This is a genomic window from Holdemanella sp. MSK.7.32, assembly GCF_024460475.1.
Lineage (GTDB): Bacteria > Bacillota_I > Bacilli_A > Erysipelotrichales > Erysipelotrichaceae > Holdemanella.
The window spans coordinates 1-24,988 of sequence record NZ_JANFYN010000014.1 but is presented as its reverse complement, the minus strand read 5'-3'; the positions used below and the strand labels follow the sequence as shown (position 1 = coordinate 24,988).

Below are 24,988 nucleotides of genomic sequence, written 5' to 3'. Positions count from 1 at the left end.
TCTAACTAACTATATGGTTATATGTTATTAAAATGGGGAAAACATTATGAATAGATTAAAAAAATGCTTAGTGGGCCTGCTTGCTTTTTCGATGATTCTATCTGGTTGTGCAAAGACAGATACAACGAAGGATGATCATCATCTGACCGTCTTTTTATGGGAGAGTCGTCTTGTAAAAAATTTAGCACCATACATTCGTTCTCAATACCCAGATATGGATATTGAATTTATTTCGGGAAATAATAATACAGATTTATATGAATATTACCAAGAACATGGCGAATTACCAGATATTATGAGTGTGCGTCGCTTTTCGGGTACAGATTCAAAAGAACTACAACCGTATTTATTGGATTTAAGTTCGTATGATATTGTTTCAAAATATTATTCGTATGCTTTGCAGTATTACTATAATAAGGATCAATCCATTAACTGGCTTCCTATATGTGGAATTCCACAAACAATGATCGCAAATAAAACGTTGTTTGATCAATATGGTATTGCTTTACCGACAAATTATGAAGAGTATGCAGAGGCTTGTCAAAAATTGAATGCTTTAGGCATTAAACCCAATTCCATGGATATGGGGGAAGACTGGTCTTGTCTAGAAGCCATTCAGGGTGGAGCTATTGATGAATTCACAAGTCTTGAAGGATTAGAGTGGAGAAGTAAGGCGGAAAGTGCAGAGGATAAGATCTCTTTTGATGAGGATATGGGACACCGAATCTTTTCGAAGACCTATCAATTTTTAAAGGATTCTTATTTTACGGCCGAAGATGTAAATTTATCGATTGATGATGGTACAAATATGTTTGTTGAGAAAAAATCAGCTATATTTCATGGTACGCCAGACATCTATAAAACTCTTTCTAGTCAAATGAGTGATAGTGAACTTGTTCGTTTACCTTATTTTTCACAAACTTCAAATGATGGATATATCTATATGCATCCTTCTTTAAATGTGGCATTGAATAAAGATTTAGAGAACGATCAGACAAAATTAGATTCGGCATTAAAAGTATTGGATTGTATGATTTCTAAAAAAGGACAACAGTTGATTGCGAATGGAACGGGTGTAATTTCATTTAATCCAGATGTTGAATCTATGATGAATGATGTCAAAGGACTCGAGGAATCTTTAAAAAATAATAATATTTATATTCGTTATTCAGCACAAAAATCGTTTGCGGCTGCCAAAGAAGTTGTCCATGGATTATTAACTGGACAAATGGATGAAAATAGTGCGTATGATATTTTTTGCGAACTCATGAATGCGAAGAGTGATAAAGAAAAGGCAATTGTTCATTTTGACAAGGATTATTCCATTTATTTAAATGATAAAAATGGTCGTGATGCACCATCTTCGATTTTGACTACGATAAGAAAGGCGTATGATGTCAAGTTGGCATTTGTACCCTATTATTATTTTACTTCATCCATCTATAAAGGGGATTGTACGGCCAGTCAATTGGATTTAATGCTTTGTCACGATTCCAATACTTATGTTCATGTTAAAAAAATGAGTGGTAAAGAAATTTATGCGTTGGTAAAAGAATTGGATGTCAAAGACAAATACTCTTTACCAATCGCATCTGGAATGAAGCTTGTATATGATCAAAATTATAAATTAAAAGACATATTGGTAGATGGCGTATCGATTGATTTTGATAAGAAGTATTCGATTCTGCTTTCAGATAGTACGGATGTATCGAATCCTTCTTTGGCAAGTGCATGGGTCAGTATTATGTCAAAACAGGATCAACCATCAAAACCAGAAGATTATATAGAGATTGGAAAGTAAAATTATGCAGAAGATGAAGAGTAAAAATAGATTTGTACCACTTCTTTTTGCGCTGTTGATTATAATCGTTGTTGTATCCCAAATTCTTTTTGCGAAGATGAATTCATATATTGAAACAAATGGAAAATTGAGTCTAGACGCGGTGGATGAACAACTTCAACAGACATATGACCTTCAGTTGGATTCGTATTATAGTCAACTTCATTTAATTGAGAATTATTTGATTCATGATTCAAATATATCTCTTGTAGAAAATCAAAAGTTTCTAAATAGCTGGCAAAATGAATTGGACAGTCAAATCTTATTTATAAAAGAGAACGGCACAGCTATAACGGCGGATGGCACTCGTTGTAGATTGGATATTTCCAATCCGTTATTAATGAATCTTAAAAATAATAAGAATATCGCAAAACTAATTCCATTAAGTTTTAGACAAGAATCCGGAAGTGGATTCTTAATGGCTGTACCATGTGAAAAATATGATATTGATGGTGAGTCATATACAGCCATAGGTTCTGTTATGGATAGTAAAAAGTTGAATTCCGTACTTAACTTAAATGGATATGATGGAAAAGCCTTTATTTTCATGGTAAATAAAGATGGCACTGTGATTTATACAAACCAGTCAAAAAAGGAATTGGTACAAAATTATTCGTTGATCAAACATTTAAAAATGGAAGATGCGATCAGTGATGAGCAGGCAGAAAAAATTGAAAAAGCAATTCAAAATGATGAACATGGCGTTGAGTTATTAGGGAATGATAAACCATTTTATTTAGGATATCGACCTATTCAAAATAATGATTCCATGCTTATATGCATTGTTTCAAAATATGTTGTAGACAATAGTTTAGTTAGCTATCAACGCATGGTATTGTTCATTGCACTTATTATGGTTATTTTGATTTTCTTCTTGATTTTGGGATTATCTTTTAGCGTTTCAAAAATGAAGCTTACAGATCAAAAAATGAAATATGAAGAAAAAAATAAAGAGATTCAAGAAAAAAACTTAAAGGAATTAGCGAACATCAATAAGAATTTAAAGATCGCACAAAGTGCAACTACACAAGCTTTAGAAGTGGCTGAAAATGCCAATCGGGCAAAGACCGATTTCTTAGCGAATATGTCGCATGATATTCGTACGCCAATGAACGCAATCGTAGGTATGACAACACTTCTTCAAAAAGATTGTGGTAATGAAGAAAAAGTGAAGGAATATGCGAAGAAGATTGAATTATCTTCAAAACATTTATTGGGCATTATCAATGATGTTCTAGACATGAATAAGATTGAGTCGGGTAAGACGACCTTGAATTATACAGATTTTTCCATCTTAGAATTTGTGGAACAAATCAATACGATCTTTCGTCCTCAAATGGATGAAAAACAGCAATCGTTTGAAATTCACGTGGAAAACATTTCACATGAATGGGTACATGCAGACAGTGTTCGTTTGATGCAGATATTTAATAATCTATTATCGAATGCCGTTAAGTATACACAAGCCGGTGGACACATTCAGCTTTGGTTAGAAGAATTATCTTCAAAGTCTTCGGTATATGCCAAATATCGCTTTTTAGTCGTCGATAATGGTATGGGTATGGAAGAAAGTTTTAAAGATAAGATTTTTGATGCGTTCACAAGAGAAGAAAATAGCGTGACAAATCGAATTCAGGGGACTGGTCTAGGTATGGCCATCACAAAGAATTTATTGGATGCGATGGGCGGAACGATTGAAGTGGAAAGCGAAAAAGGTAAGGGGAGTTGTTTTGAAATCTTATTGGATTTAAAGATTGTCAAAGATCATGAAGTAGTGAGCACAAAAATTGAAAATAGTATGGAGAGTATTTCTGGCATGAAATTCTTGTGTGCAGAAGATAATGAATTGAATGCTGAAATTCTTGAGGAATTATTGAAATATGAAGGAGCAAAGTGTGTCATTTGTGAAAATGGTAAGAAGATCGTAGAAACGTTTGAACAATCCAAACCAGGCGAATATGACATGATTTTAATGGATATTCAAATGCCAATCATGAATGGATATGAGGCAACATTAAAGATTCGTTCATTTGATCAAAATATACCAATTATTGCGATGACGGCCAATGCCTTCAGTGAAGATATTCAACATTCCTTGTCAGTAGGTATGGATGCACATATTTCAAAACCAGTCGATATGCAGATTTTGAAAAGCGTTGTACAAAACATAAAATCTGGCGGGGGGGGGGTACCCCAAAAGGATATTACAGAAAACAAGTGAGGTAAGTTTGTGTTAATATATTCAAATTAGGTATGAATTGTGTTAGAAACAATGGATGAAGTGGGAATAGGGTTATGAAAAGTTTAGAAGAAAGACAGAAAATTTTGATTGTGGATGACTCCAAATTCAATCAGGAACTATTGATGGAAATAGTGGGTGAGAACTATCAATATATATTGGCCAATGATGGTTTAGAAGCCATTTCCATTCTACAAAAGGATTGGACAATTGATTTAATGTTGTTGGATATCAATATGCCAAAAATGAATGGGTTTGAAGTTTTGGAATATATGAATAAGTATCAGTGGATTGAAGAATTTCCGATAATTGTGATTTCTGCAGAAGAAGAGACTTCAATTATTGAAAAGGCATATAATCTAGGAGCTGTTGAATATATTCAACGTCCTTTTGATGCGTTTATTATTAAGCGAAGAGTTATGAATGCACTTGTTTTATATGCCAATCAAAAACGATTGACCAATGTAGTAGTGAATCAGGTGTATGAAAAAGAAGAAAACAATAAAGTAATGATCAATATCTTGAGTAGTGTTGTAGGAACATACAATAAGGAGAGTCGTGAACATATTATTCATATTCGTATTGCCACGCAGATGCTTTTAAGAAGGCTAGTTGAGAAAACGGATGCGTATCCTTTAACGGAGTCTGATATTACATTGATTGCGACGGCATCGTCTTTACACGATATTGGTAAGGTGTCAATCTCAAAAGAGATTTTAAATAAACCGACAAAGCTTACGGATGAAGAATATGAAATTATGAAGACACATACTTTACTTGGCGCAAAAATGATTCGTAGTATGGAATATCCGAATGATAATCCATTGGCTCAAATGGCTTATGAAATTTGTAGATGGCACCACGAACGCTTTGATGGAAAGGGCTATCCTGATGGTTTAGTGGGTAATGATATTCCTATTTCTGCCCAAGTTGTATCGGTTGCGGATGTTTTTGATGCACTGACAAGTACGCGTGTATATAAAAAGGCCTATGATTATAGAACAGCCATTCAAATGATTTTGGATGGAAAGTGTGGATGTTTCAATCCATTGTTAGTAGAGTGTTTAAAAGAGGTGGGTACAGATATGTATTTGGCTTTTAAAACGCAAAAGGACGATTATAAAGATTATCATGAGGCAAAAAAATTGTCTAGTGAAATATTAAAATCAGAAACATTGCCATACAGTGATCATTCACAGCGCATTATTGATTTTTTAAAGGAAAAGATGGACTTTTTTGAATTGAGTCAATCTAAAGTCTTATTTGATTATAATCCTTTAATTGGTGAGTTAACTATTATAGATCGAGAGAAAAATAAAAAGTATAAAAAGAGTGTTTCGGAATTTGAGTCGTTTGATGTGAATGACGAAGTGGTGGAAGAAGTTAAAAAACATAAAATGAAACTTCTGTGGAAAATAAAGAGTTTACTTTACAATTTAAAGAGTTAAATATAAAATTTCATACGTTGTGGTCTGGTTTGGATACAGATCAATATATTGGCGTGATTGGTCAAATAGATAGGAGGATATGATTTGAAAGGGAAACGAATAATTACAAGTTTATTGAGTCTATCTTTACTTGTTTGTCTACTAAGCGGATGTAAGACAAGGAATTTAGAATCGGATGCATCCAATTTACCTGTTATTACTTTAGGCAGTGATAATTATCCTCCATACAACTATTTGAATGAGGATGGAAATCCTACAGGTATTGATGTGGATTTGGCAACCGAAGCGTTTAAACGATTGGGATACAGAGTTGAAGTGGTTTATATTGATTGGGAAAAGAATAAGGAACTTTTAGAAAGTGGAAAAATCGATTGTATCATGGCATGTTTTTCCATGGAAGGAAGATTGAATGACTACAAGTGGGCTGGTCCATATATCGCAAGTCGTCAGGTGATTGCGGTCAATAATGATAGTGATATTTATACTTTGGATGATTTAAAAGGTAAAAATGTAGCTGTACAATCGACCACAAAGCCAGAAGGCATTTTATTAGAGGGTAATTATAATGTAGGTAATTTGATTAGTTTAAACCATAGAGAATTGATCTTTACATTCCTACAAAAAGGATATGTGGATGCGATTGGCGCTCATGAAGAATCGATTATTCAATATATAAAGGACTATAATGCGAATTTTCGTATTCTAGAAGAGCCATTGATGCGAGTAGGCATTGGTGTAGCTTTCTCAAAAAATGATAAGCGTGATCTTTGTGAGAAGTTGGATCAAACATTAAATGAGATGAGACAAGATGGCACATCTAAAAAGATTATAGGTAAATATCTAACGAATCCAGAAAAGTATTTGGAGGTGGATGATTTTGCGTATTAAAAATTGTTACTACCATATACTGACAGTACTACTAGGGGTTTGTATGATTTTTTCTTCTGCATTTTATTTTATCCAAACACAAAAAGATGAAACAGAAACTAAGTTGGTAAAAATTGTAAATTATGTAAAGATACAATGTTCTACATATACCCATTATAATGAGGCGAGTGAATCGAAGAGTCTATTAAGAACGATTGAGAGTTGTCGTCAGCTTCAAACGAATCTTCAAAGTAAAGTAGATGCAGGAAAACTTATAGATCAAGCTTTTCTAAAGGATAATCTTAGTACATTATGGATGGATGGGATTCTTGTATTGGATGAAAATGGGAATATAGAAAGTTCCTATAGTACAAATGATTCCATTTTAAAACAAGTTCATCAATATATCCGTAAAGATATTGTTTTGAATTATATGAATTGTCCAGAAAGAACATATGCACAACGCGTTGAATTGGATGATGGGTCTCATTTAGATATTGCGACATGTGCAAGAAGTGATGCACCTGGTATTGTCGTTTCTTATTTTTATACTTCCGCTTATTTTGCGCAGAATTATAATTTAACACTTCAAAATTTGTTGAAAGGATATAGTACAAAATTGGATGGAACGATTCTTGTTTGCGATGAAGGAAACATCATTGCCAGTAATGATAAATCACTTCTTCATGCTTCGACAAAGAAGAATGAAATTGTTCAATTATTAAAAGGAAACAAGGATAGTCAACATATGTATCATTTTAATAATAAAGGTGCAGGCTATTATGGCATTATGTTGAAACAAAGTAATTATTATATCTTTGCCTATATTCCAGATCATGTGGTATTTGAAGGTGTTTTCACAAAATTAGTTGCGATTTTACTTGTATATATATTGTTTGTGCTTGTACTAAGATATATTGGTCATCGCAATAATCGTATAAGACAGGCTAAAGAGCAAGAAAAAGAGAAGGTGCACCAAGAAGAATTATTAAAGGCAGCTAAAAAGGCAGAGGCGGCTAATGTTGCCAAAACCGAATTTCTTCAAAGAATGTCTCACGATATTCGTACTCCAATCAATGGAATCATTGGTATGGTTGAAGTTGGTGATCATTATAGTGATGATATTGAAAAGCAGGCCCATTGTCGTGCAAAGATCAAAGATGCTTCCAATACATTACTTGAATTAGTGAATGAAGTATTAGACATGAGTAAGCTTGAGTCGGGTGAAATCGTCCTTGAAGAAGTTGGATTTAATATAGATAAGTTGAGTGATGAAACGATTGGAATAGTAGAAGAACTCGCAAAAGAGCGTAATATTCAAATTGTCGAAGAAGAAAAAAGTATTACCCATCCATATTTGATGGGAAGTCCAATCCATGTAAAGCGTGTATTAATGAATGTTCTTTCCAATGCCATTAAATACAATAAGGATAATGGATTTATCTATGTAAGTTATAAAGAGTTGGACTTAAATCATTCAAACTCGACCGTAATTGAATTCACTTGTCGAGACACAGGCGTTGGTATGTCTAAAGAATTCCAGAACAAAATCTTTGAGCCTTTTGCCCAAGAACATATGGGAAGTCGTTCTAAATATGTGGGGACAGGTTTGGGTATGCCAATCGCAAAAAGCCTTGTCGAAAAGATGGGTGGATCCATTGCGTTTACAAGTCAAGAAGGTGAGGGTTCTCAATTTGTGATACGCATTCCATTTAAAATCGATGAAGAACATAAAAATGAAAGAGTAAAAGAATCCGCTTCCGCATCGATTGAAGGACTTAGCGTTTTACTTGTAGAAGATAATGAATTGAATATGGAAATTGCCAGGTTTATTATCGAAAACGAAGGGTCTAGAGTTACTTGTGCTACAAATGGTAAAGAAGCGGTGGATATCTATAAGAACGCACCCGAATCTTTTGACATTATCTTAATGGATATAATGATGCCGGAAATGGATGGATATGAGGCAACTCGAATGATTCGTGAAATGGATTTAAATGTTCCAATTGTGGCGATGACAGCCAATGCGTTTATGGAAGATAAAATAAAGGCTAAAAAAGCAGGTATGAATGCACATGTATCCAAACCTTTAGATAAAGATATACTGATTCGAGTTATATCGAAGTTGTGTGGTTATAAAAGCGTATAGTGTTTTTAAATTAAAACGATAATTAAATCGAATAAATAACTATATAAGTTAGAAAAACGATGGCATGTTAAAATTTTGTATGTATAATGAATTTGACATTATCGATTGGCAAATTCAGTGAAAGCTTGAGATGTAAACATGCTGACCAATATAGTATTTTAAAGCAATTGATAATAGCTCTTTTTCGATTATGGATATGCATTAGAGTACAAAAGAGTTTCTGTGGCATGAACAAGAAACTCTTTTTGCGTTGAAGAAAGAGAAGAAAAGATTATGAATAAAAAATGTGGAGGATTATTTAAAGAATTTGTAAAGGCAATCGTAAAACATACGATTGTTTTTATTTTGTGCAAATAAACTAAATAGAAATATTGTTTAGCTTCATGACTTATCATTTTCTTTTGAGTATGATAATTATATAAAAGTGAAGTTTTTTGACTTTGAAGAAAGTGCTTTTTATTTGCCACGGTATGATATTTTATTCTTCATAAGGCACTTTATATAAAGGATAATAAATGAAATTAAGAGGATTTGTGCACCTTAAATGCACCTTTTGGATAACTTCATCAACAAATCAAATTAGAGAAAATTTAAATTGTGTGTCTATACTTGGATTGTTGTTAATGTTTTAACACGGATTCATAGTATTGTAAAAGCTGGTTTAAAAATCGTGATTGTAAAAAATCAATTCATCTAAAAAAGAATTATAAAAGTCTTTTACAATATTTATGTATTGATTCCAGTTAAAAATACGGTCGAAAATAAAAAAATATGATTGAAATCACGCATAAAAGCAGTCATAAATAAATACGATTGTTTTTATGCGTGATTATACATATAATATAATTAATAAAAGTGGAAAGGAGTCTATATGCGAGAAACAAGAATACTAGAATTTAAAGAAAAAATTACGAATACTTTTCTAAAAACAGTGAGTGCCTTTTCGAATTATGATGGTGGAGTGATTCTTTTTGGTGTGGATGATGATGGAAATATAAAAGGTTTGTCTAATGCGAAACAAGCTTGTTTAGATATTGAAAATAAAATCAATGATAGTATTTCGTCTCAGCCAAACTATACTTTAGAAATCCAAAATAATGAGCAAACGATAAAATTAAATGTAAAGAGTGGTCTTCAGAAACCGTATTTGTATAAATCAAAAGCATATAAACGAAATGATACATCAACAATAGAAGTAGATACATTAGAGTTTTCAAGACTTGTCTTAGAAGGAAAAAATATTCGGTTTGAAGAATTGCCTTGTAAAGATCAAAAGTTGTCTTTTGAAATTTTGCAAAGTAATCTAAAAGAGAAAATTCAGATTGAAACTTTTAATAAAGATACTTTAAAGACATTAAACCTATATGATGACGTGAATGGCTTTAATAATGCAGCTGGTCTTTTAGCGGATAAAAATCATTTTCCCGGAATTGATATTGTGAAATTTGGAGAAAATATCAGCATTATACAAAAGAGGATTACTTTTGAAAATACATCCGTCTTGGATATATATGAAAAAGCTCTTAGTGTATTTAGAGATTATTATCAATATGAAGTAATTCAAGGAGCTGATCGAAAGATGGTGGAAAAGATACCTGAAGCTGCATTTAGAGAAGCTATTGCGAACACTTTAATTCATCGAGTATGGGATGTGGATTCACAAATTAGAGTATCTATGTTTGATGATAGAATAGAAGTTGTATCTCCAGGTGGATTACCATCTGGAATCACAGAGGATGAATATTTATCAGGAAAACTTTCGGTTTTAAGAAACAGAAATCTTGCGAATGTATTTTACAGATTGGGGTTTGTAGAAATATTTGGAACAGGTATTACAAGAATCAAACAAATCTATTCTGAAGCATCGGTAAAACCAAGTTTTGAAGTATCAGAGAATGCGATTCAAATTGTTCTTCCAATATATGAAGAGAATGCGAATTTAACGGAAGATGAAAAAGTAGTGTATAAACTTTTGAGTAGAAATATGTTGAAATCAATGAGTGAAATTGCACCATATATATCTTTTGGTAAATCCAAAACAACAAAGTTATTGAAAGATATGGAACAAAAAGGTGTAATCACTATTGAAGGTAAAGGGAAAGGAACGAAATATAGAATTAAATAAAATGAAAACATTTGATGACTTGCTTGTGCAACAATTGCAGGATGAAGAGTTCAAAAAAGAATACGAAGCTATTCAACCGGAAATGGATGAAATTAGAGCTCGTGTAGATGCTAGAACTTCACAAGAATAATAAATATGGCAGTTGGTCAATTTTAGGCTAACTGCTTTTTAAAGTCAGTTGAGATGGTACTAATATTGTGCAAAAGGATGATTTTGTGTTCTTTTAGAATGCTAAATCGTATCTAATTCAACGAAAATAACACGTTTTAGATCAAATAGGAACTATTGAACATAATTCACAATGTTTTCACATTGAAATTTTATAATTAGAAGTGCTACTGGATGTAGTAATGGTGAACCCTCTGAATTAAAAAAAGAAATCTGCTTGAGTTCTCGGCAGATCCTTCGATTTTTTTAGGAGAACGTGTTGTATGTATATTTATCTATACATTGATGTTGCCATGGTTTTATTGGCTTTAGTTGAATTACTAAAAATCACATTGATTATTATAGAAAAATGTAAAAGACACTAGTTCACCCTCACCAATGGATTACTAGCGTCTTTTGACCTTAATTCAGAGTGACCACTGTATCCAGTAGCCTTTCTGTATCTGTATTATACCGATAAAGGAATGTTTATGCAAATATGGAAGTCTTATTTTCGAACAAATACAAGCAGTTCGAAGATGATATAAATGGATCATATAGTCATTTTATGACATAATTTACATATATTATGTATCATATACGAGAATCTATTAGGCCATCTGCTGATTTAAGAAATCACTATAATGAAATTTCAAAACAATGTCGGGAAGAGAATGAAGCTGTAATTATTACAGTAAATGGACGTGGTGATACAGTTTCTTTATCTTATGATGAATACAAAAGTATGAAGTCAAGAATTGAATTGTTGGAATTGCTTGCAGAAGCAGATGAAGATGTTGCGAACGGAAGAGTATCACCTATTCAAGACACTTTTAATGATTTAAGAGCTATGTTAAAAGGAAAATAAAATATACTATTGTACGTACAGATACTGCAGATATTGGTATTCGAAAAAAAGTAATGAATATCGCAAGAAATTTCGATGAGGATATTGCATTAAAAAAATTAGATGATTTAGAAAAGAATATTTATCTATTGGAAGATAATCCATATTTAGGAATCACGCCTAGATATCCTGCTTTAAAAGACAAGGCTATCAGGTGTTGATACTAGAAAAGGACACGATATTGGTAAGACTCTTGCAGAAAATTTGGGTTATCGGTGTATTGCTCATATCAATACAATGTAGTATAATTGACATAGAAAAAGGTATATTATTTCTATGAAAGGAGCTATTATTATGGCAAAATCTGCGAGCGTATATGCAAGAATTGACCCTGCATTAAAGGAACAGGCAGAAACAATATTGTCTGCACTTGGTATTCCTACTTCTAATGCGATTGATATGTTTTTCAAACAGATTGTCTTAAAAAAAGGACTTCCTTTTGAAGTACGCTTACCATATGAAAAACCCGTCTGCATGGGAGCGCTTAGTGAAGAAGAATTGAACGCAGAACTTGAGAAAGGATATGCGGATATTTTGTCAGGAAGAACAAAGCCCGCAAAACAGGCATTTGCCGAAATGCGCAAAGATTTTAATATATGCAATTTGAAGTAGAATTAACAGAAAGAGCCGACAGGGATTTAAGGAATATTTTCCTTTATATTACGGTTGATTTAAATGCACCTGAAAACGCAGAAAGACAAATCAGTCGTTTGTGGGATGCAATTCTCTCTCTTGATGAATTACCAGAACGATACCGCCGTTATGAAACTGAACCGTGGCACAGTTTAGGTATGCGAGTTCTTCCGATAGATAACTTTGTTGTTTTATATATTCCTGACTTGGAAGAAAAAATTGTGCGTATCGTTACAGTGATGTATGGCGGACGTGATATAAGTGAACAGCTAAAGAAAATTTAATCACAACAAGAAATGAATATAGTGTAGTAATTAGCAGTTAGTCTTAAGATTGGCTGCTTTTTCTATGCATAAATTTTAGATTGGAGAGATGAAATGAAAGATTTTTTTAAGGATATGCAAGCAAAAAAAGACTGTGAAAAAGCAGCGGAAAGGACGTGAAAAACGAGTATGAAAGAATTACTTGTATATATCGAAAGTATAATTCCTGATGAAGAAGTGAAAAAATCATGGTTTACATTGCCGATTATAATGCAATCTAAGAACACTCATGACTTTAGTCATGAGATGAATTAGATTGGCAGATGTTAAATAAATGATAAATATATGTATAATTTGAAGCTGATTAACTGCTTTTTAAATTTCTTTTGATATGATAAATTATATAAAAGCGAGGTTTTTGACTATGAAGAAAGTGCTTTTTATTTGCTACGGCAACATATGTCGTAGTGTTAGTGCTGAGTACATTATGAAAGATTTGGCAAAGAAAAATGGGGTAGAACTATATGTCTCTAGTGCAGCTACAAGTCGTGAAGAGATTGGTAATGATATCTATCCTCCGGCTAAGCGTAAACTAAAAGAAAAGGGGATTCCATTTTCTAGACATTATGCAAGACAAGCTACAATGAGTGATTATTTGTCATATGATTATTTAATTTGTATGGATGAAAATAATATGCGTAATCTAAATCGTATGTTCAATAATGATCCAGATCACAAGATCTATAAATTATTATCAAGAGATGTTTCGGATCCTTGGTATAGTAATGATTTTGAAACAGCTTATAATGATATTAATGAGGGTTGTAAAGCCTGGTTGGAGAAATTATCATGAAACAGAATCTACATACGCACTCCATCTTTTGTGATGGAAAAGATACGATTGAAGAAATGACTTTAGAAGCCATCTCAAAGGGCTTTGATATTCTAGGCTTTTCTGGCCATGGATATTTGGACGTGGATACAAGTTCCATGCGAGATACTTCAGGATATATTTCAGAGGTTGAGAGAATTAAATTGAAATATTCTTCATCTATTCAAATCCATTTAGGCATTGAAGAAGATATGTTAGGAAGAATATCTGAAAAAGCTCCATTTGAATATGTGATTGGAAGTAAACACTTTTTAGGTGAAGCAGCTGTGGATTATTCAAAGCCTGTATTTGATTCCTTGTTTGAATCGTATTCTGGCGACTATAAAAAGATGTGTAAAGACTACTATTCAGACTTATCGAATATGTATGATTGGCAAGAAGTGGATATCATTGGACATTTGGATTTGATTACCAAATATAATGAGGACGAGTCTTATTTTCAATTTAATGATAAAGACTATATGAACATTGTTTGCGATTGCATGGACCGATTGTTGATCAACGATAAGATTTTTGAAGTGAATACAGGAGCTATCGCCAGAGGCTATCGTAAAACACCATATCCATCTAAGAATATATTGGAATATTTATGCGCAAAGAATGCGCGTATTTGTCTAAACAGTGATTGTCATGATAAGAACTATTTGGATTGTGCTTTTGAATCCAGTTTAGACTTGATTCAATCTTGTGGATTTAAAGAACTGCAAATATTAACCAATGATGGTTTTGTACCAGTGAAAATTAAATAGAGTAAACAGTGAAGGTGTTCTTGTGATAATCAATTAAACCTTCACTTTTCATTTTAGAAAGCTCTTTTGATAAGGCACTTCGTTCTACGTTTAAATAGTCAGCCATCTGTTGACGATCAAACGGAATCTTAAAGGTAGAATTTTGTGTTTCTAGTTTCATAAACGATAAGTATGACAATACTTTATTGCGAATGGTTTTGTTGGAAATATGGAATATGTGTTGTGACAACATCTTGTTTTTATTTGAAAGTATTTGAATCATTTGATCTTTTAATTCTGGGGATTTTTCTAAGGCTTGAACATCTAAAAATTGAATCGTACAATCCTCGATGGCTCTTACATAGACGTGCATAGGTGTTTTGGTTAGGGCATAGCTTTCCGCAAACATTTGATTGGGACCTATATGTGACAATAAGGAAACATTGCCTAAAAAGTCTACAGTTTCTATGACAACACTTCCTTCTTTGACAATGCCAATGGCTTGAGGAATATCTTCTATATGATAAATAATTTCATTTTTCTTGTATTTTTTAAATTGTAAATCCATAAATATCTCCCTTTCGTGGTTTAAACAACATAAATTTAATGTATTATACACTATAATAAGTTCATAAGAAATGAGGATGATTCTATGTTAAGAAAAATAATTCAAATTGATGAAGATAAATGTACAGGATGCGGTATCTGTGTGGATGCCTGTCATGAAGGAGCCATTGGCTTAGTGAATGGAAAAGCAAAATTAATGCGTGATGATTATTGTGATGGACTAGGGGATTGTTTACCAACATGTCCTACAGGTGCTATTTCATTTATTGAAAAAGATACTCTAGCTTATGATGAAGAGGCTGTAAAAAAGAATATGGAAAAGCGCATGAAAGAATCAGGCACCATGCATTCAGGATGCCCTGGATCTATGATGCATACACTGAATCCAGTTGTATCAAGTCCATCGATTGATGTAACAAGTCAATTAACATCTTGGCCTATACAAATTAAGCTAGCACCTATCAACGCACCATTCTTTCAACATGCTAAGCTTTTAATAGCTGCGGATTGTACAGCTTATGCCTATGCCAATTTTCATCAGGAATTTATGAGAAATAAAGTGACTCTAATTGGATGTCCAAAACTCGATGGTGTGGATTATTCAGAAAAGCTTTGCGATATTATTCGTATGAATTCTATTGAAAGTGTAACCATTGTACGTATGGAAGTACCTTGTTGTGGTGGTCTTGAAAATGCGGTAAAAAAAGCTTTGCAGGAAAGCAAAAAGTTCATTCCTTGGCAAGTTGTCACAATTTCAATTGATGGAAAAATCTTAGATTAAACCTTAAAAAAAGTGCAATTAACGTATCAGATATTGCACTTTTGTCATTTTTGATATGAAAAAAGTATCACCGTAGCGATACTTTAATGATTATTCCTTTGTGATTTCTTTATAGCTAGCTAGACCATAAGCACTATCTGCAAGTGTACCTGCATTGACAATAGCTTGTTCCATTGCTTTTACGGCCATGATTCCAACTAGATCTTGTTCTGCAGGCACTTTATTCGATGTCATCGCAAAAATAGTATCTCCATCACTTGAAGTGTGGACGGGACGAATACATCTTGCATATCCATTATGTGCCATACTCGCAATCTTATTCATTTGTGCTTTATTTAAATCCGCATTTGTGATGATACAACCAATTGTCGTATTCATACCACAAGAATTGATCATCTTTTCAGCTGCCTTTAAGATTTCATCTTCACTAAACAATCTTGTGTTTGTGTTTCGATCATAGATACCTGCAATTGGTTTATCTGAATTTGGATAGAAAATATCACCACATGCATTCACAGCTACAATAGCTCCTACTTTTAATGGACCCATTTGTAGGGCAGAAAATCCAAGTCCTGCCTTCATCGCATATTGAGGACCAAAGAATTTACCAACACTAGCCCCTGTTCCTGCACCTACATTTCCTTGTTTTGGATCATTTTTTTCAGCTTCTATACAAGCATCATAACCCATTTGTTTGTTTGGATACGCTTTAGAATTACCTACACCACAATCAAATAGACAAGCTTCACATACGATTGGAATATAGATGTTTTTCATGTCAAAACCAATTTCGTGTTCGCTCAAATATTGCATAACACCACTACTTGATTCTAAACCAAAAGCACTACCACCTGATAATGTAACCGCATGAATCTTTTGAACCATGTTCTTTGGATTCAATAAATCTGTTTCACGAGTGGCTGGACCACCACCACGTACATCTACACCAGCTGTAGCTCCTTCTTTACATAAGATGACTGTACAGCCAGTCGCATTTTCTGTATCTTGTGCACTACCAATTTGAAATCCTTCGATCTCATTGATTTGAATTGTCTTCATTTTTGATCTCCTTTAATTCATATAAATCATTTCTACGTACCTTCCAATAAGGCATCCTTTTCCTTACTTTTTCAATGTCGTTTAAATCGATATCTACAACTTTGTATGCTTCTTCTTCACCCAACTCCACTACAACATTGCCAAAACCATCCACAAGAATAGAATGGCCTCCTGAAGTATAGTTCTTATACGTATACTTAGCTGGGGCAACCCCACACAAAAAGACTTCATTTTCTAAGGCGCGTGTCTGAGTAAATAGCTTCCAATGTTTCTTTGTAGCCTGCTCATTAAAAGCGGCTGGACAAAATAGAATTTGTGCTCCATTTTGAGATAGAACTCTGGATACTTCTGGAAAGCGAATGTCGTAACATAATAAAATGCCACATTTTCCCCATGGCGTATCAAAACATTGTAGGTGATTTCCTGGTACAAACACTTCATTTTCACAATAATCTTGTTTGTTGTGGAATTCAAAAAGATGTGTTTTATCATACGAACAAACAATGTCGCCATCGCTATTTAATATGTAACAGCGATTGTATTTGTCAGCACAAATGGAACCAGCCACAATCCATATCCTATGCGATTTAGCTAGTTTTTTTAAAGCTATCAAACTTTCATCATGACGCAAATACGCTGTTTTAAGTGCATCATTATGATAGGGACAATTCCACATTTCACAAAGAACTAAAATATCACAGTCTGGAATATTTTTTAGTTTAGCTATATTTTGTTGGTTATCCATTGAAACAGACATTTGGTACATACAGATCTTCATATAGATTATGATAGGCGAAAAGTGACTACTTTTCAAGGTGTGCAAAGACTAACATGTGTTTATTTACTACTGATTTGAAATCGTTTACAATCATTTTAGGAGGTTTCTTATCATGTATAAAATTATAGAAGTAAAACAAAGTGTATTTGAAGATAATAATAAAGATGCGAACAAATTGAGAGAAGAATGTAAAGATAAAGGTGTGTTCTTATTGAATGTTATGTCAAGTCCAGGAGCAGGGAAGACAACAACTCTATCTAGAACGTTAGAAAGACTAAAAGATACAATGAGAATTGGTATTATGGAAGCGGATATTGATAGTGATGTAGATGCCAAAACCATCAGTGAATATGGCGTACGCACGATTCAACTACATACAGGTGGTATGTGTCATTTAGACGCAGATATGACTCGTCAAGGATTGCATGAAATGGGTATGGAAGATTTAGATTTGGCTGTACTTGAAAATGTAGGGAATTTAGTGTGTCCTGCTGAATTTGACACGGGATCCACTAAAAATGTGGCTATATTAAGTGTTCCAGAAGGAGATGACAAACCTTTAAAATATCCATTGATGTTTCAAGTGTGTGATGTGGTTTTAATTAATAAAATGGATGTATTGCCATACTTTGATTTTGATGTAGATAAGTGTAAAAAGAATATTTTGTACCGTAATCCAAATGCGAAGATTTTTAAAGTGTGTGCTAAAACAGGTGAGGGAATTGAAGATTGGTGTAATTGGCTTGAAAACGAAGTAAAGGCCTGGAAAGAATAATATGACATATCGAGATAATATTGATAAACTGGCAAGGCGTATCACGGATCGTATTCCAGCTAAAGTAAAAAAATTATCGGAAACGGATCCTGAATATGAGTGCTTAAATGAAATATTAAATGATGAACAATGCGATTTATGTTTGTGTTTTGAAGTGCGTAAACCACTTTCTTTTGAAGAAGTAGTGAAAAGAAGTGGGTGGCCAGCAGGAAGAGTGAATCGTGTATTAAATGAAGTATGCAATATTGGAATGATTGAATACAACTGGGAAAATGAGAATCATCATAAACAGTTTGTGCTTCCTCAATTTGTTCCTGGAGCAGCTGAATTTATGGTTATGAATAAAGATCTTGTAGAAGAACATCCAATTGTTGCGGATTTCTTTGAAAAGATGACGCGATTACCACTTGAAAAGGTAACGCCAATGGTTCCACCTGGAGGAGCAGGCATTGGTATGCATGTTATTCCTGTAGAAAAGGCGATTCATGCAAATCAGCAAGCGGTAAGTGTAGAAAAGATTTCGCATTGGTTGAATAAATACGATAAATACGCACTTTCTCCATGTTCATGTAGAAGACAACAACGTGTTAGAGGTGAAGGAACTGGTGATGTTGAAGCGGATGTTTGTATTGCGGTAGGTGATATGGCTGACTACGTTGTACAGACAAACAAGGGTGGTCATTATTGTACGTATGAAGAGGTTATTGAGACTTTAGAACGTTGTGAAAGAAAAGGATATGTACATCAGATTACGAATATTGATGGAGAAGATAAGATTTTTGCGATATGTAACTGCGCACATGGTGTTTGTAACGCATTAAGAACGAGTCAATTGTTTAATACGCCTAATATGTCGGCCAGTGCTTATAGGGCTCATGTGGATAGTGAAAAGTGTGTTGCGTGTGGAAAGTGTGTGGAAATTTGTCCTGTAGGAGCGGCAAAATTGGGTCAAAAACTTTGTACAAAGGATGGACCTGTATCGTATCCTAAACAGGAACTTTGTGATGATGTAAAGTGGGGCCCTGAAAAGTGGAACTGGAATTTTAGAGATACAGCTAAAGTCAACTGTTATGAAACGGGAACATCTCCTTGTAAGAGTGCATGCCCTGCACATTTACCGGTACAAGGCTATATTAAGATGGCGAAAGAAGGTCGCTATATGGATGCATTAAAGTTAATTAAAGACTTTAATCCATTTCCAGCCGTATGTGGAGCTATTTGTAATAGAAGGTGTGAACAACAGTGTACGCGCGGATTGATTGATGAGCCTTTGGCTATTGATGAAATCAAGAAGTTTATTGCCGAACAAGAACTTCATGAACATAAGCGTTATATTCCTTTATGTGAAAATGTCGAAGGCAAATTTTTTACAAATAAGATGGCCATTATTGGTGCAGGTCCTGCTGGTATGAGTGCCGCTTATTATTTAAGAATAATGGGCTATCCTGTCACAATATTCGAAAAGGAAGAAAAACCAGGCGGTATGTTGGTATATGGTATTCCTTCTTTTAGATTAGAAAAGTCTGTGATTGAGGCGGAAATTGAAGTGTTAAAAGCTATGGGCATTGAGTTCAAGTGTGGCATAGAAGTAGGTAAAGACATTTCTTTGGATGATTTAAGAAATGAGGGATATGAAGCATTCTATGTGGCCATTGGTGCTCAAGGATCAAGAAAATTAAATATTCCAGGAGAAGATAATGCGATGGTTGAATCTGGAATTGATTTCTTGCGAAAGGTGAATAAAGTAGAAGATTCGAATCTAATTTCTGGCGATGTGGTTGTCGTTGGTGGTGGAAATGTTGCGATAGATGTAGCTCGTGCAGCTTTAAGAAGTGGGGCACAAAAGGTTCATTTATGTTCTTTAGAACAAGAAGGCGAAATGCCGACTAGTCCTGAGGAAGTATTAGAAGCTAAAGAAGAGGGAATTCTTCTTCATTGTGGATGGGGTCCAAAGGAAATCTTAGAAGATTCAATTGTATTTAAACAATGTGTAAGTGTAAAGGATGAAACTGGAAGATTTAATCCAAGCTATGATGATAGTGTTTTGGAAACTATACAATGTAGTCATGTATTACTTTCAATTGGACAAAGTATTATTCCAATTCAAGGATTGGATGTAGATGTCAATCCAAATGGAACAATCAAAGCGGATGGTACAACACTACAAACATCTGTTGAAGATGTATTTGTGGGTGGTGATGTGTACACAGGTCCAAAATTTGCGATTGATGCGATTAGTCATGGTAAAGAAGCGGCTGAATCTATGCATCGTTTTGTTCATAAGGGGCATTCTCTAACAATTGGAAGAAACTTACATTTATTTAATGAATTTGATAAGAATAACGCATTGATTGATATTGATTTTGATCATGCCAAACGACAGATACCTGGTATAAAAAAGGGGTTGGGTGAAAAATCCTTTAGAGATTTACGCTCGACATTTACAGAAGAACAAGTTAAGATTGAAGCCAATCGATGTCTTGGATGTGGTGCAAGTATTGTGGATACCAATAAGTGCATTGGTTGTGGTTTGTGTACGACAAAATGTGAATTTGATGCGATCCACTTAACGCGTGATATCAAAGATGGAGCAAGAATGGTTAAGGCGGAAGATAAAATGAAAGCTATCTTGCCGTATGCGGCTAAACGCCAAATCAAGATTATTCGCAATAAGAAGAAATAGTATGCATGAATTAGGAATTGTTGTACATATTTCAAAAACATTAGAAGAACTTGCACAAGAAAATAATATTACAGATATTCGTAGAGTGACTTTGCAGATAGGAAAAGTAAGTGGAATTGTTCCTGAGTATTTAGTAGATTGTTGGAAATATTATAAGAAAAAAGTTCCTTTAATTGAAAACTCAACACTAGAATATGAATGGATTGAAGCCATTACGATTTGTAATGAATGTGAAAAAACATATGATACGATTCAATATGGAAGAGAGTGTCCATATTGTAAGAGTGAACATACAGTTCTTCTTCAAGGTAATGAGTGTCTCATTAAGGAGATTGAAGCCGAATAAGCGTCGAAAGGCGCTTTTTTTGTGCAAAAATCTAAAAATTATTCGAAAAAGTATCTTTTTTTTCGTATATGAGTATGTAAGAAATGCCTACTAGAAAGAGGTGCTCATGAGAAGCGCAAATTTATTAAATGATTTCGCCTTTAAGTATGTCTTTGGCGAAGATTGTAAAGAGGCTAATGATGCTTTAAAATCATTACTTACGGTATTTTTAGAACGGAAAGTGAATCATGTAGTTGTAAAGAATTCAGAAATGGTAAAAGACTATAGTAAAATGAAGAATTCGAGATTGGATCTATTGGTTGAATTTGATGATCAAACGACGGTGGATTTAGAAATGCAGTTAAGACAAACCAAAGATCATTTACCCAATCGCTTTAATTATTATTTAGCTAGGCTTCATGGTTCACAAGATATGGAAGGGAAAAGCTATAGTCAGTTAAAGGAAACCATTGTCATGATCTTCTTTAATTTGATTCTTGTTGATGATGATGAGATTTGTAGCACATTCACAATGAGAAAATGGAGTGGTATACCTTTTGTGAAAGAATCTGAAGATTGTATGAAGTTAATTACAGTGGAAATGCCAAAAGTAGATTTAAAGAAACCACTGAGTGATATGAATGAACAGGAAAAGATGATTTATTATTTTTTGAATTGCCATAAAGGAATGGATGATAGTAAAATTAAGATGATGGTAGAAGAGGATGAGGTGATTCAAATGTTAGAGAAACGTGTAGAAACGATATCGGATGATCGTTGGAAGAAAATAATAGAAGATTTTAGAAAACTGCATGAAAATGAAGAACGAATCGAACTGCAGCTCGAACTTGAAGAAGCTCAAAAACAAGTGAAAGAGGCTCATAAAGCAAAAGAAGAAGCAAGACAGGCAACACAAGAGGCTCGTAAAGCACAAGAAGATGCTCGAAAAGCAGAAGAAGATGCTCGAAAAGCAGAAGAAAAAGCTCAAAAACAAGCGGAAAAAGCTGACAAGAAAGTAGAAGCAGCAAATAAACAAGTGAAACAAATGGTTTGCAAGATGTATGAAGACGGTTTTAGTCTTGAACAAATTTCTGCATATTGTTCACTAAATGTGGATGAAATTCAGGTGTTGATAAAATCATAAATTTTCTGTTGCATTTAAAAAAATGTTTGTTTATAATAAAGCCATCCTTTGTAAAGGCAATGAAAAGAAGAAGTAGTCGTGGATGCTGCTGATAGTGAGTTCCTGATGGTGGAAATGGAACAGTAAGCACAGGGTGAACGTGTCTTAGAGCTAAGCTTTCGAAGATTGAGGAAGCTTCGGATACTCCCGTTATGAGTTAAGGGCTTGTACATTCGTGCAGGAAATAAGGTGGTACCGCGATTTTATAGTCGTCCTTGTATATTCAAGGACGGCTTTTTTTATTAGAAGGGAATGGTAGAGATGAAAAAAGGATTTAAATTAATTTCGGCATTTTTAGTAAGTTTTATGATTATGATGTCTAGTATTATGCCTGCATTTGCCGATGAAACAGACACATCAACAACAGGCGATTTATTAGACAAGATTCAAGAAAGAGGAGAATTGATTGTAGGTACATCTCCTGATTTTCCACCTAATGAATTTATTGACTCAACAAAAACAGGACAAGCGCAATATGTAGGTTCTGATATTGAATTAGCAAAATATATTGCGAAAAAGATGGGTGTTAAATTAACAATCAAAGCCGCAAGTTTTGATACAGTTTTGGCAAATCTTCAAACTGAAGAAATTGATTTAGCAATTACTGGGTTGGCTTATACACCAGCACGTGCGCAACAGATGGAAATGTCTATTGGATACAATATGACAGAGGATACTGGTGGACAAGCTGTTATTATCGCAAAAAAAGATGCAGATAAGTATAAGAAGTTAACAGATCTAACTGGCTTAAAGGTGGCTGCTCAACAAGGATCAATCCAGCAACAATATACAGAAGATCAAATTCCGGACGCAAAACTACAATCTATTTCAAGTATTGATGATGGTGTTGCGCTATTAAAGAATGGTACGGTACAAGCTGTTGCATGCTCTGAAGGTACAGCTGATGAATATATTGAAAAGAACTCTGAACTTGCGAAGTTAGATGAATTATTCAATATTGATCAAGATTATGCAGGTAATCGTGTAGGTGCTCCTTTAGGTGAAAAGAGATTGATGAAAGAAGTCAATAAAATTTTAAAGGAAGTCAATAAAAAAGGTTTATATGAAGAGTGGTATAAAGCGGCAAAGAAACAGAGTAGTGAACAATTTACTTTAACAGCGACTGGATTCTTTGGAACATGTGTTCAAATCGTTCAATATTGCTGGCCACAATTATTAAAAGGTTTAGGAATCACTTTAGGACTTGCTGCTATTACTGTTATTTTTGGTACAATTATTGGTGGATTATTTGCCCTAGTAAAACTATCAAAGAATAAAATCGTACAAGTGATTGCGGGTGTATATGTAGAATTGATTCGTGGAACACCACTATTACTACAATTATGGTTGTTCATCAATATTTTCTCTTATTTGACAAATGGAAATATGCCGATGATCGTTAGTGTTATCATTGCGTTGATTATTAACTCAAGTGCATATGTGGCTGAAATTATTCGTTCAGGTATACAGTCAGTGGATAAAGGACAAAGAGAAGCGGCCAAATCACTTGGTATGTCAAATGTACATATGATGACTAAAATCATTATTCCTCAAGCTATCAAGAATATCTTGCCTGCCTTAGGTAATGAATTCGTTATGATGATCAAGGAAACATCTTTGGCAAGTACATTCTATATTGGAGAATTAATGACTGTTAACAGTGTTATTAAATCGGCTACTTATAAATCCATTGAACCATTAGTAATTGTTGGTTTGATCTACTTTATTGTTACATATTCATTATCAAAATTAATTAAATACATGGAAGGGAAGTTGAGTGTCAGTGACTAAGGAACTAATTGTTGTAAAAGACTTACATAAAAATTTTGGAGATCTTGAAGTATTAAAAGGAATTGATCAAACAATCCATCAAGGAGAAGTTGTTAGTATTATTGGACCTAGTGGTTCAGGAAAATCTACTTTCTTACGTTGTCTTAACTTATTAGAAAAACCATCTAGTGGACAAATCATTTTCGAAGGTATAGATATTGCAGCTGAAAATGTTGATATTGATACACATCGTAAAAAGATTGGAATGATCTTCCAGCACTTTAATGTATTTCCACATTTAACAGTTTTAGAAAATATTACCATCACACCAATTCTAGAACTTAAAACACCAAAGGCCCAAGCTGAAAAAGAAGCAATTGAATTGCTTAAAAAAGTAGGCTTGGAAGATAAGAAGGATGAATATCCAAGAAAATTATCTGGTGGACAAAAACAGCGTCTAGCTATTGTTCGTGCTCTAGCTATGCATCCAGATGTAATTTTATGTGATGAACCAACAAGTGCATTAGATCCAGAAATGGTAAAAGGTGTACTTGAAGTCATTAAAGAATTGGCAAATCAAGGAATGACAATTGTGATCGTAACACACGAAATGGGATTTGCCCGTGAAACAAGTGATCGCGTATTATTTATGGATGAAGGTATTATTCAAGAACAAGGAACTCCAGAAGATATCTTTGAACATCCACAAAATCCAAGAACCATCAAATTTTTATCGCAAGTACTATAAGCTTGGGCACATGCTCAAGCTTTTCTGTACGACAGGCAGTCGTGCTTATAGTTGATAATCAATCACCGATTATCAACTGTT

Annotated in this window: 23 protein-coding genes and 1 other annotated feature; of the genes, 20 read left to right on the top strand and 3 right to left on the bottom strand. The window is 33.8% G+C overall.

Annotated features, from left to right (window positions below):
- The first annotated feature begins 46 nt into the window (after positions 1-46).
- The 13 genes from NE544_RS04925 (at position 47) to NE544_RS04865 (ending at position 14,259) form a co-directional block, all read left to right on the top strand.
- Positions 47-1,801, top strand: a complete 1,755-nt coding sequence (locus NE544_RS04925) for an ABC transporter substrate-binding protein (protein WP_256268547.1) — start codon at positions 47-49, stop codon at positions 1,799-1,801.
- A gap of 4 nt (positions 1,802-1,805) precedes the next feature.
- On the top strand, positions 1,806-4,061 hold the full coding sequence (locus tag NE544_RS04920) for an ATP-binding protein (RefSeq protein ID WP_256268546.1): 2,256 nt from the start codon (positions 1,806-1,808) through the stop codon (positions 4,059-4,061).
- A gap of 74 nt (positions 4,062-4,135) precedes the next feature.
- Positions 4,136-5,527 carry an HD-GYP domain-containing protein gene (locus NE544_RS04915; RefSeq protein ID WP_256268545.1) on the top strand — a complete coding sequence of 464 codons (1,392 nt, stop codon included), beginning with the start codon at positions 4,136-4,138 and terminating at the stop codon, positions 5,525-5,527.
- Positions 5,528-5,611: 84 nt separating this feature from the next.
- Entirely contained in the window at positions 5,612-6,415 is an 804-nt protein-coding gene (locus NE544_RS04910) for an ABC transporter substrate-binding protein (protein ID WP_256268544.1), read from the top strand.
- Entirely contained in the window at positions 6,405-8,543 is a 2,139-nt protein-coding gene (locus tag NE544_RS04905; protein ID WP_256268543.1) for a response regulator, read from the top strand. The genes NE544_RS04910 and NE544_RS04905 overlap by 11 nt, the downstream gene beginning before the upstream one ends.
- 871 nt (positions 8,544-9,414) lie before the next feature.
- Positions 9,415-10,668, top strand: coding sequence for an ATP-binding protein (locus NE544_RS04900; protein WP_256268542.1), 1,254 nt, complete (start codon positions 9,415-9,417; stop codon positions 10,666-10,668).
- Positions 10,628-10,798 carry a hypothetical protein gene (locus NE544_RS04895; RefSeq protein WP_256268563.1) on the top strand — a complete coding sequence of 57 codons (171 nt, stop codon included), beginning with the start codon at positions 10,628-10,630 and terminating at the stop codon, positions 10,796-10,798. Before NE544_RS04900 ends, NE544_RS04895 begins: the two co-directional genes overlap by 41 nt.
- 606 nt (positions 10,799-11,404) lie before the next feature.
- Positions 11,405-11,683 (top strand): type II toxin-antitoxin system Phd/YefM family antitoxin, encoded by a 279-nt coding sequence (locus NE544_RS04890; protein ID WP_118320496.1) that lies wholly within the window; start codon positions 11,405-11,407, stop codon positions 11,681-11,683.
- 53 nt (positions 11,684-11,736) lie between these two features.
- Positions 11,737-11,883 carry a hypothetical protein gene (locus NE544_RS04885; RefSeq protein ID WP_256268541.1) on the top strand — a complete coding sequence of 49 codons (147 nt, stop codon included), beginning with the start codon at positions 11,737-11,739 and terminating at the stop codon, positions 11,881-11,883.
- A 133-nt stretch (positions 11,884-12,016) separates the two neighbouring features.
- Positions 12,017-12,334 carry a type II toxin-antitoxin system RelB/DinJ family antitoxin gene (locus NE544_RS04880; RefSeq protein ID WP_256268540.1) on the top strand — a complete coding sequence of 106 codons (318 nt, stop codon included), beginning with the start codon at positions 12,017-12,019 and terminating at the stop codon, positions 12,332-12,334.
- A complete protein-coding gene (locus NE544_RS04875) occupies positions 12,319-12,639 on the top strand; it encodes a type II toxin-antitoxin system RelE/ParE family toxin (protein ID WP_256268539.1) in 321 nt (106 codons plus the stop codon). The genes NE544_RS04880 and NE544_RS04875 overlap by 16 nt, the downstream gene beginning before the upstream one ends.
- Before the next feature lie 403 nt (positions 12,640-13,042).
- Entirely contained in the window at positions 13,043-13,471 is a 429-nt protein-coding gene (locus NE544_RS04870) for a low molecular weight protein-tyrosine-phosphatase (protein ID WP_256268538.1), read from the top strand.
- On the top strand, positions 13,468-14,259 hold the full coding sequence (locus NE544_RS04865; protein WP_256268537.1) for a histidinol-phosphatase: 792 nt from the start codon (positions 13,468-13,470) through the stop codon (positions 14,257-14,259). Before NE544_RS04870 ends, NE544_RS04865 begins: the two co-directional genes overlap by 4 nt.
- Here NE544_RS04865 and NE544_RS04860 read toward each other — a convergent pair.
- Positions 14,252-14,806, bottom strand: a complete 555-nt coding sequence (locus tag NE544_RS04860; protein WP_256268536.1) for a Crp/Fnr family transcriptional regulator — start codon at positions 14,804-14,806, stop codon at positions 14,252-14,254. The genes NE544_RS04865 and NE544_RS04860 overlap by 8 nt on opposite strands.
- A gap of 84 nt (positions 14,807-14,890) precedes the next feature.
- Between NE544_RS04860 and NE544_RS04855 the strand changes: the two genes are divergently transcribed.
- On the top strand, positions 14,891-15,586 hold the full coding sequence (locus tag NE544_RS04855; protein WP_118115873.1) for an ATP-binding protein: 696 nt from the start codon (positions 14,891-14,893) through the stop codon (positions 15,584-15,586).
- Positions 15,587-15,676: 90 nt separating this feature from the next.
- Here the strand turns inward: NE544_RS04855 and NE544_RS04850 are convergent, their stop codons facing one another.
- Together NE544_RS04850 and NE544_RS04845 are read right to left on the bottom strand one after the other, a co-directional pair.
- Positions 15,677-16,645 carry a P1 family peptidase gene (locus NE544_RS04850; RefSeq protein WP_256268535.1) on the bottom strand — a complete coding sequence of 323 codons (969 nt, stop codon included), beginning with the start codon at positions 16,643-16,645 and terminating at the stop codon, positions 15,677-15,679.
- Entirely contained in the window at positions 16,623-17,411 is a 789-nt protein-coding gene (locus NE544_RS04845) for a nitrilase-related carbon-nitrogen hydrolase (protein ID WP_256268534.1), read from the bottom strand. Before NE544_RS04845 ends, NE544_RS04850 begins: the two co-directional genes overlap by 23 nt.
- 124 nt (positions 17,412-17,535) lie before the next feature.
- Between NE544_RS04845 and hypB the strand changes: the two genes are divergently transcribed.
- The 6 genes from hypB (at position 17,536) to NE544_RS04815 (ending at position 24,907) form a co-directional block, all read left to right on the top strand.
- Positions 17,536-18,198, top strand: a complete 663-nt coding sequence (gene hypB, locus NE544_RS04840; protein WP_256268533.1) for a hydrogenase nickel incorporation protein HypB — start codon at positions 17,536-17,538, stop codon at positions 18,196-18,198.
- 1 nt (position 18,199) lies between these two features.
- A complete protein-coding gene (locus NE544_RS04835; protein ID WP_256268532.1) occupies positions 18,200-20,881 on the top strand; it encodes an FAD-dependent oxidoreductase in 2,682 nt (893 codons plus the stop codon).
- 1 nt (position 20,882) lies between these two features.
- Positions 20,883-21,227 (top strand): hydrogenase maturation nickel metallochaperone HypA, encoded by a 345-nt coding sequence (locus tag NE544_RS04830; RefSeq protein WP_118115861.1) that lies wholly within the window; start codon positions 20,883-20,885, stop codon positions 21,225-21,227.
- A gap of 106 nt (positions 21,228-21,333) precedes the next feature.
- Positions 21,334-22,350, top strand: coding sequence for an Rpn family recombination-promoting nuclease/putative transposase (locus NE544_RS04825; RefSeq protein ID WP_256268531.1), 1,017 nt, complete (start codon positions 21,334-21,336; stop codon positions 22,348-22,350).
- 50 nt (positions 22,351-22,400) lie between these two features.
- Positions 22,401-22,609 (top strand) — a binding site (T-box leader).
- A gap of 41 nt (positions 22,610-22,650) precedes the next feature.
- Complete coding sequence (locus NE544_RS04820; RefSeq protein WP_256268530.1) at positions 22,651-24,180, top strand: ABC transporter substrate-binding protein/permease; 1,530 nt, start codon at positions 22,651-22,653, stop codon at positions 24,178-24,180.
- Positions 24,173-24,907 (top strand): amino acid ABC transporter ATP-binding protein, encoded by a 735-nt coding sequence (locus tag NE544_RS04815; RefSeq protein ID WP_118115855.1) that lies wholly within the window; start codon positions 24,173-24,175, stop codon positions 24,905-24,907. Before NE544_RS04820 ends, NE544_RS04815 begins: the two co-directional genes overlap by 8 nt.
- Positions 24,908-24,988: the final 81 nt, after the last annotated feature.

Coding starts and splice junctions, on each gene's coding strand:
- NE544_RS04925 (WP_256268547.1), top strand. CDS start 47: ATGAATAGATTAAAAAAATGCTTAGTGGGCCTGCTTGCTTTTTCGATG.
- NE544_RS04920 (WP_256268546.1), top strand. CDS start 1,806: ATGCAGAAGATGAAGAGTAAAAATAGATTTGTACCACTTCTTTTTGCG.
- NE544_RS04915 (WP_256268545.1), top strand. CDS start 4,136: ATGAAAAGTTTAGAAGAAAGACAGAAAATTTTGATTGTGGATGACTCC.
- NE544_RS04900 (WP_256268542.1), top strand. CDS start 9,415: ATGCGAGAAACAAGAATACTAGAATTTAAAGAAAAAATTACGAATACT.
- NE544_RS04890 (WP_118320496.1), top strand. CDS start 11,405: ATGTATCATATACGAGAATCTATTAGGCCATCTGCTGATTTAAGAAAT.
- NE544_RS04885 (WP_256268541.1), top strand. CDS start 11,737: ATGAATATCGCAAGAAATTTCGATGAGGATATTGCATTAAAAAAATTA.
- NE544_RS04880 (WP_256268540.1), top strand. CDS start 12,017: ATGGCAAAATCTGCGAGCGTATATGCAAGAATTGACCCTGCATTAAAG.
- NE544_RS04875 (WP_256268539.1), top strand. CDS start 12,319: ATGCAATTTGAAGTAGAATTAACAGAAAGAGCCGACAGGGATTTAAGG.
- NE544_RS04870 (WP_256268538.1), top strand. CDS start 13,043: ATGAAGAAAGTGCTTTTTATTTGCTACGGCAACATATGTCGTAGTGTT.
- NE544_RS04865 (WP_256268537.1), top strand. CDS start 13,468: ATGAAACAGAATCTACATACGCACTCCATCTTTTGTGATGGAAAAGAT.
- NE544_RS04860 (WP_256268536.1), bottom strand. CDS start 14,806: ATGGATTTACAATTTAAAAAATACAAGAAAAATGAAATTATTTATCAT.
- NE544_RS04855 (WP_118115873.1), top strand. CDS start 14,891: ATGTTAAGAAAAATAATTCAAATTGATGAAGATAAATGTACAGGATGC.
- NE544_RS04850 (WP_256268535.1), bottom strand. CDS start 16,645: ATGAAGACAATTCAAATCAATGAGATCGAAGGATTTCAAATTGGTAGT.
- NE544_RS04845 (WP_256268534.1), bottom strand. CDS start 17,411: ATGTACCAAATGTCTGTTTCAATGGATAACCAACAAAATATAGCTAAA.
- hypB (WP_256268533.1), top strand. CDS start 17,536: ATGTATAAAATTATAGAAGTAAAACAAAGTGTATTTGAAGATAATAAT.
- NE544_RS04835 (WP_256268532.1), top strand. CDS start 18,200: ATGACATATCGAGATAATATTGATAAACTGGCAAGGCGTATCACGGAT.
- NE544_RS04830 (WP_118115861.1), top strand. CDS start 20,883: ATGCATGAATTAGGAATTGTTGTACATATTTCAAAAACATTAGAAGAA.
- NE544_RS04825 (WP_256268531.1), top strand. CDS start 21,334: ATGAGAAGCGCAAATTTATTAAATGATTTCGCCTTTAAGTATGTCTTT.
- NE544_RS04820 (WP_256268530.1), top strand. CDS start 22,651: ATGAAAAAAGGATTTAAATTAATTTCGGCATTTTTAGTAAGTTTTATG.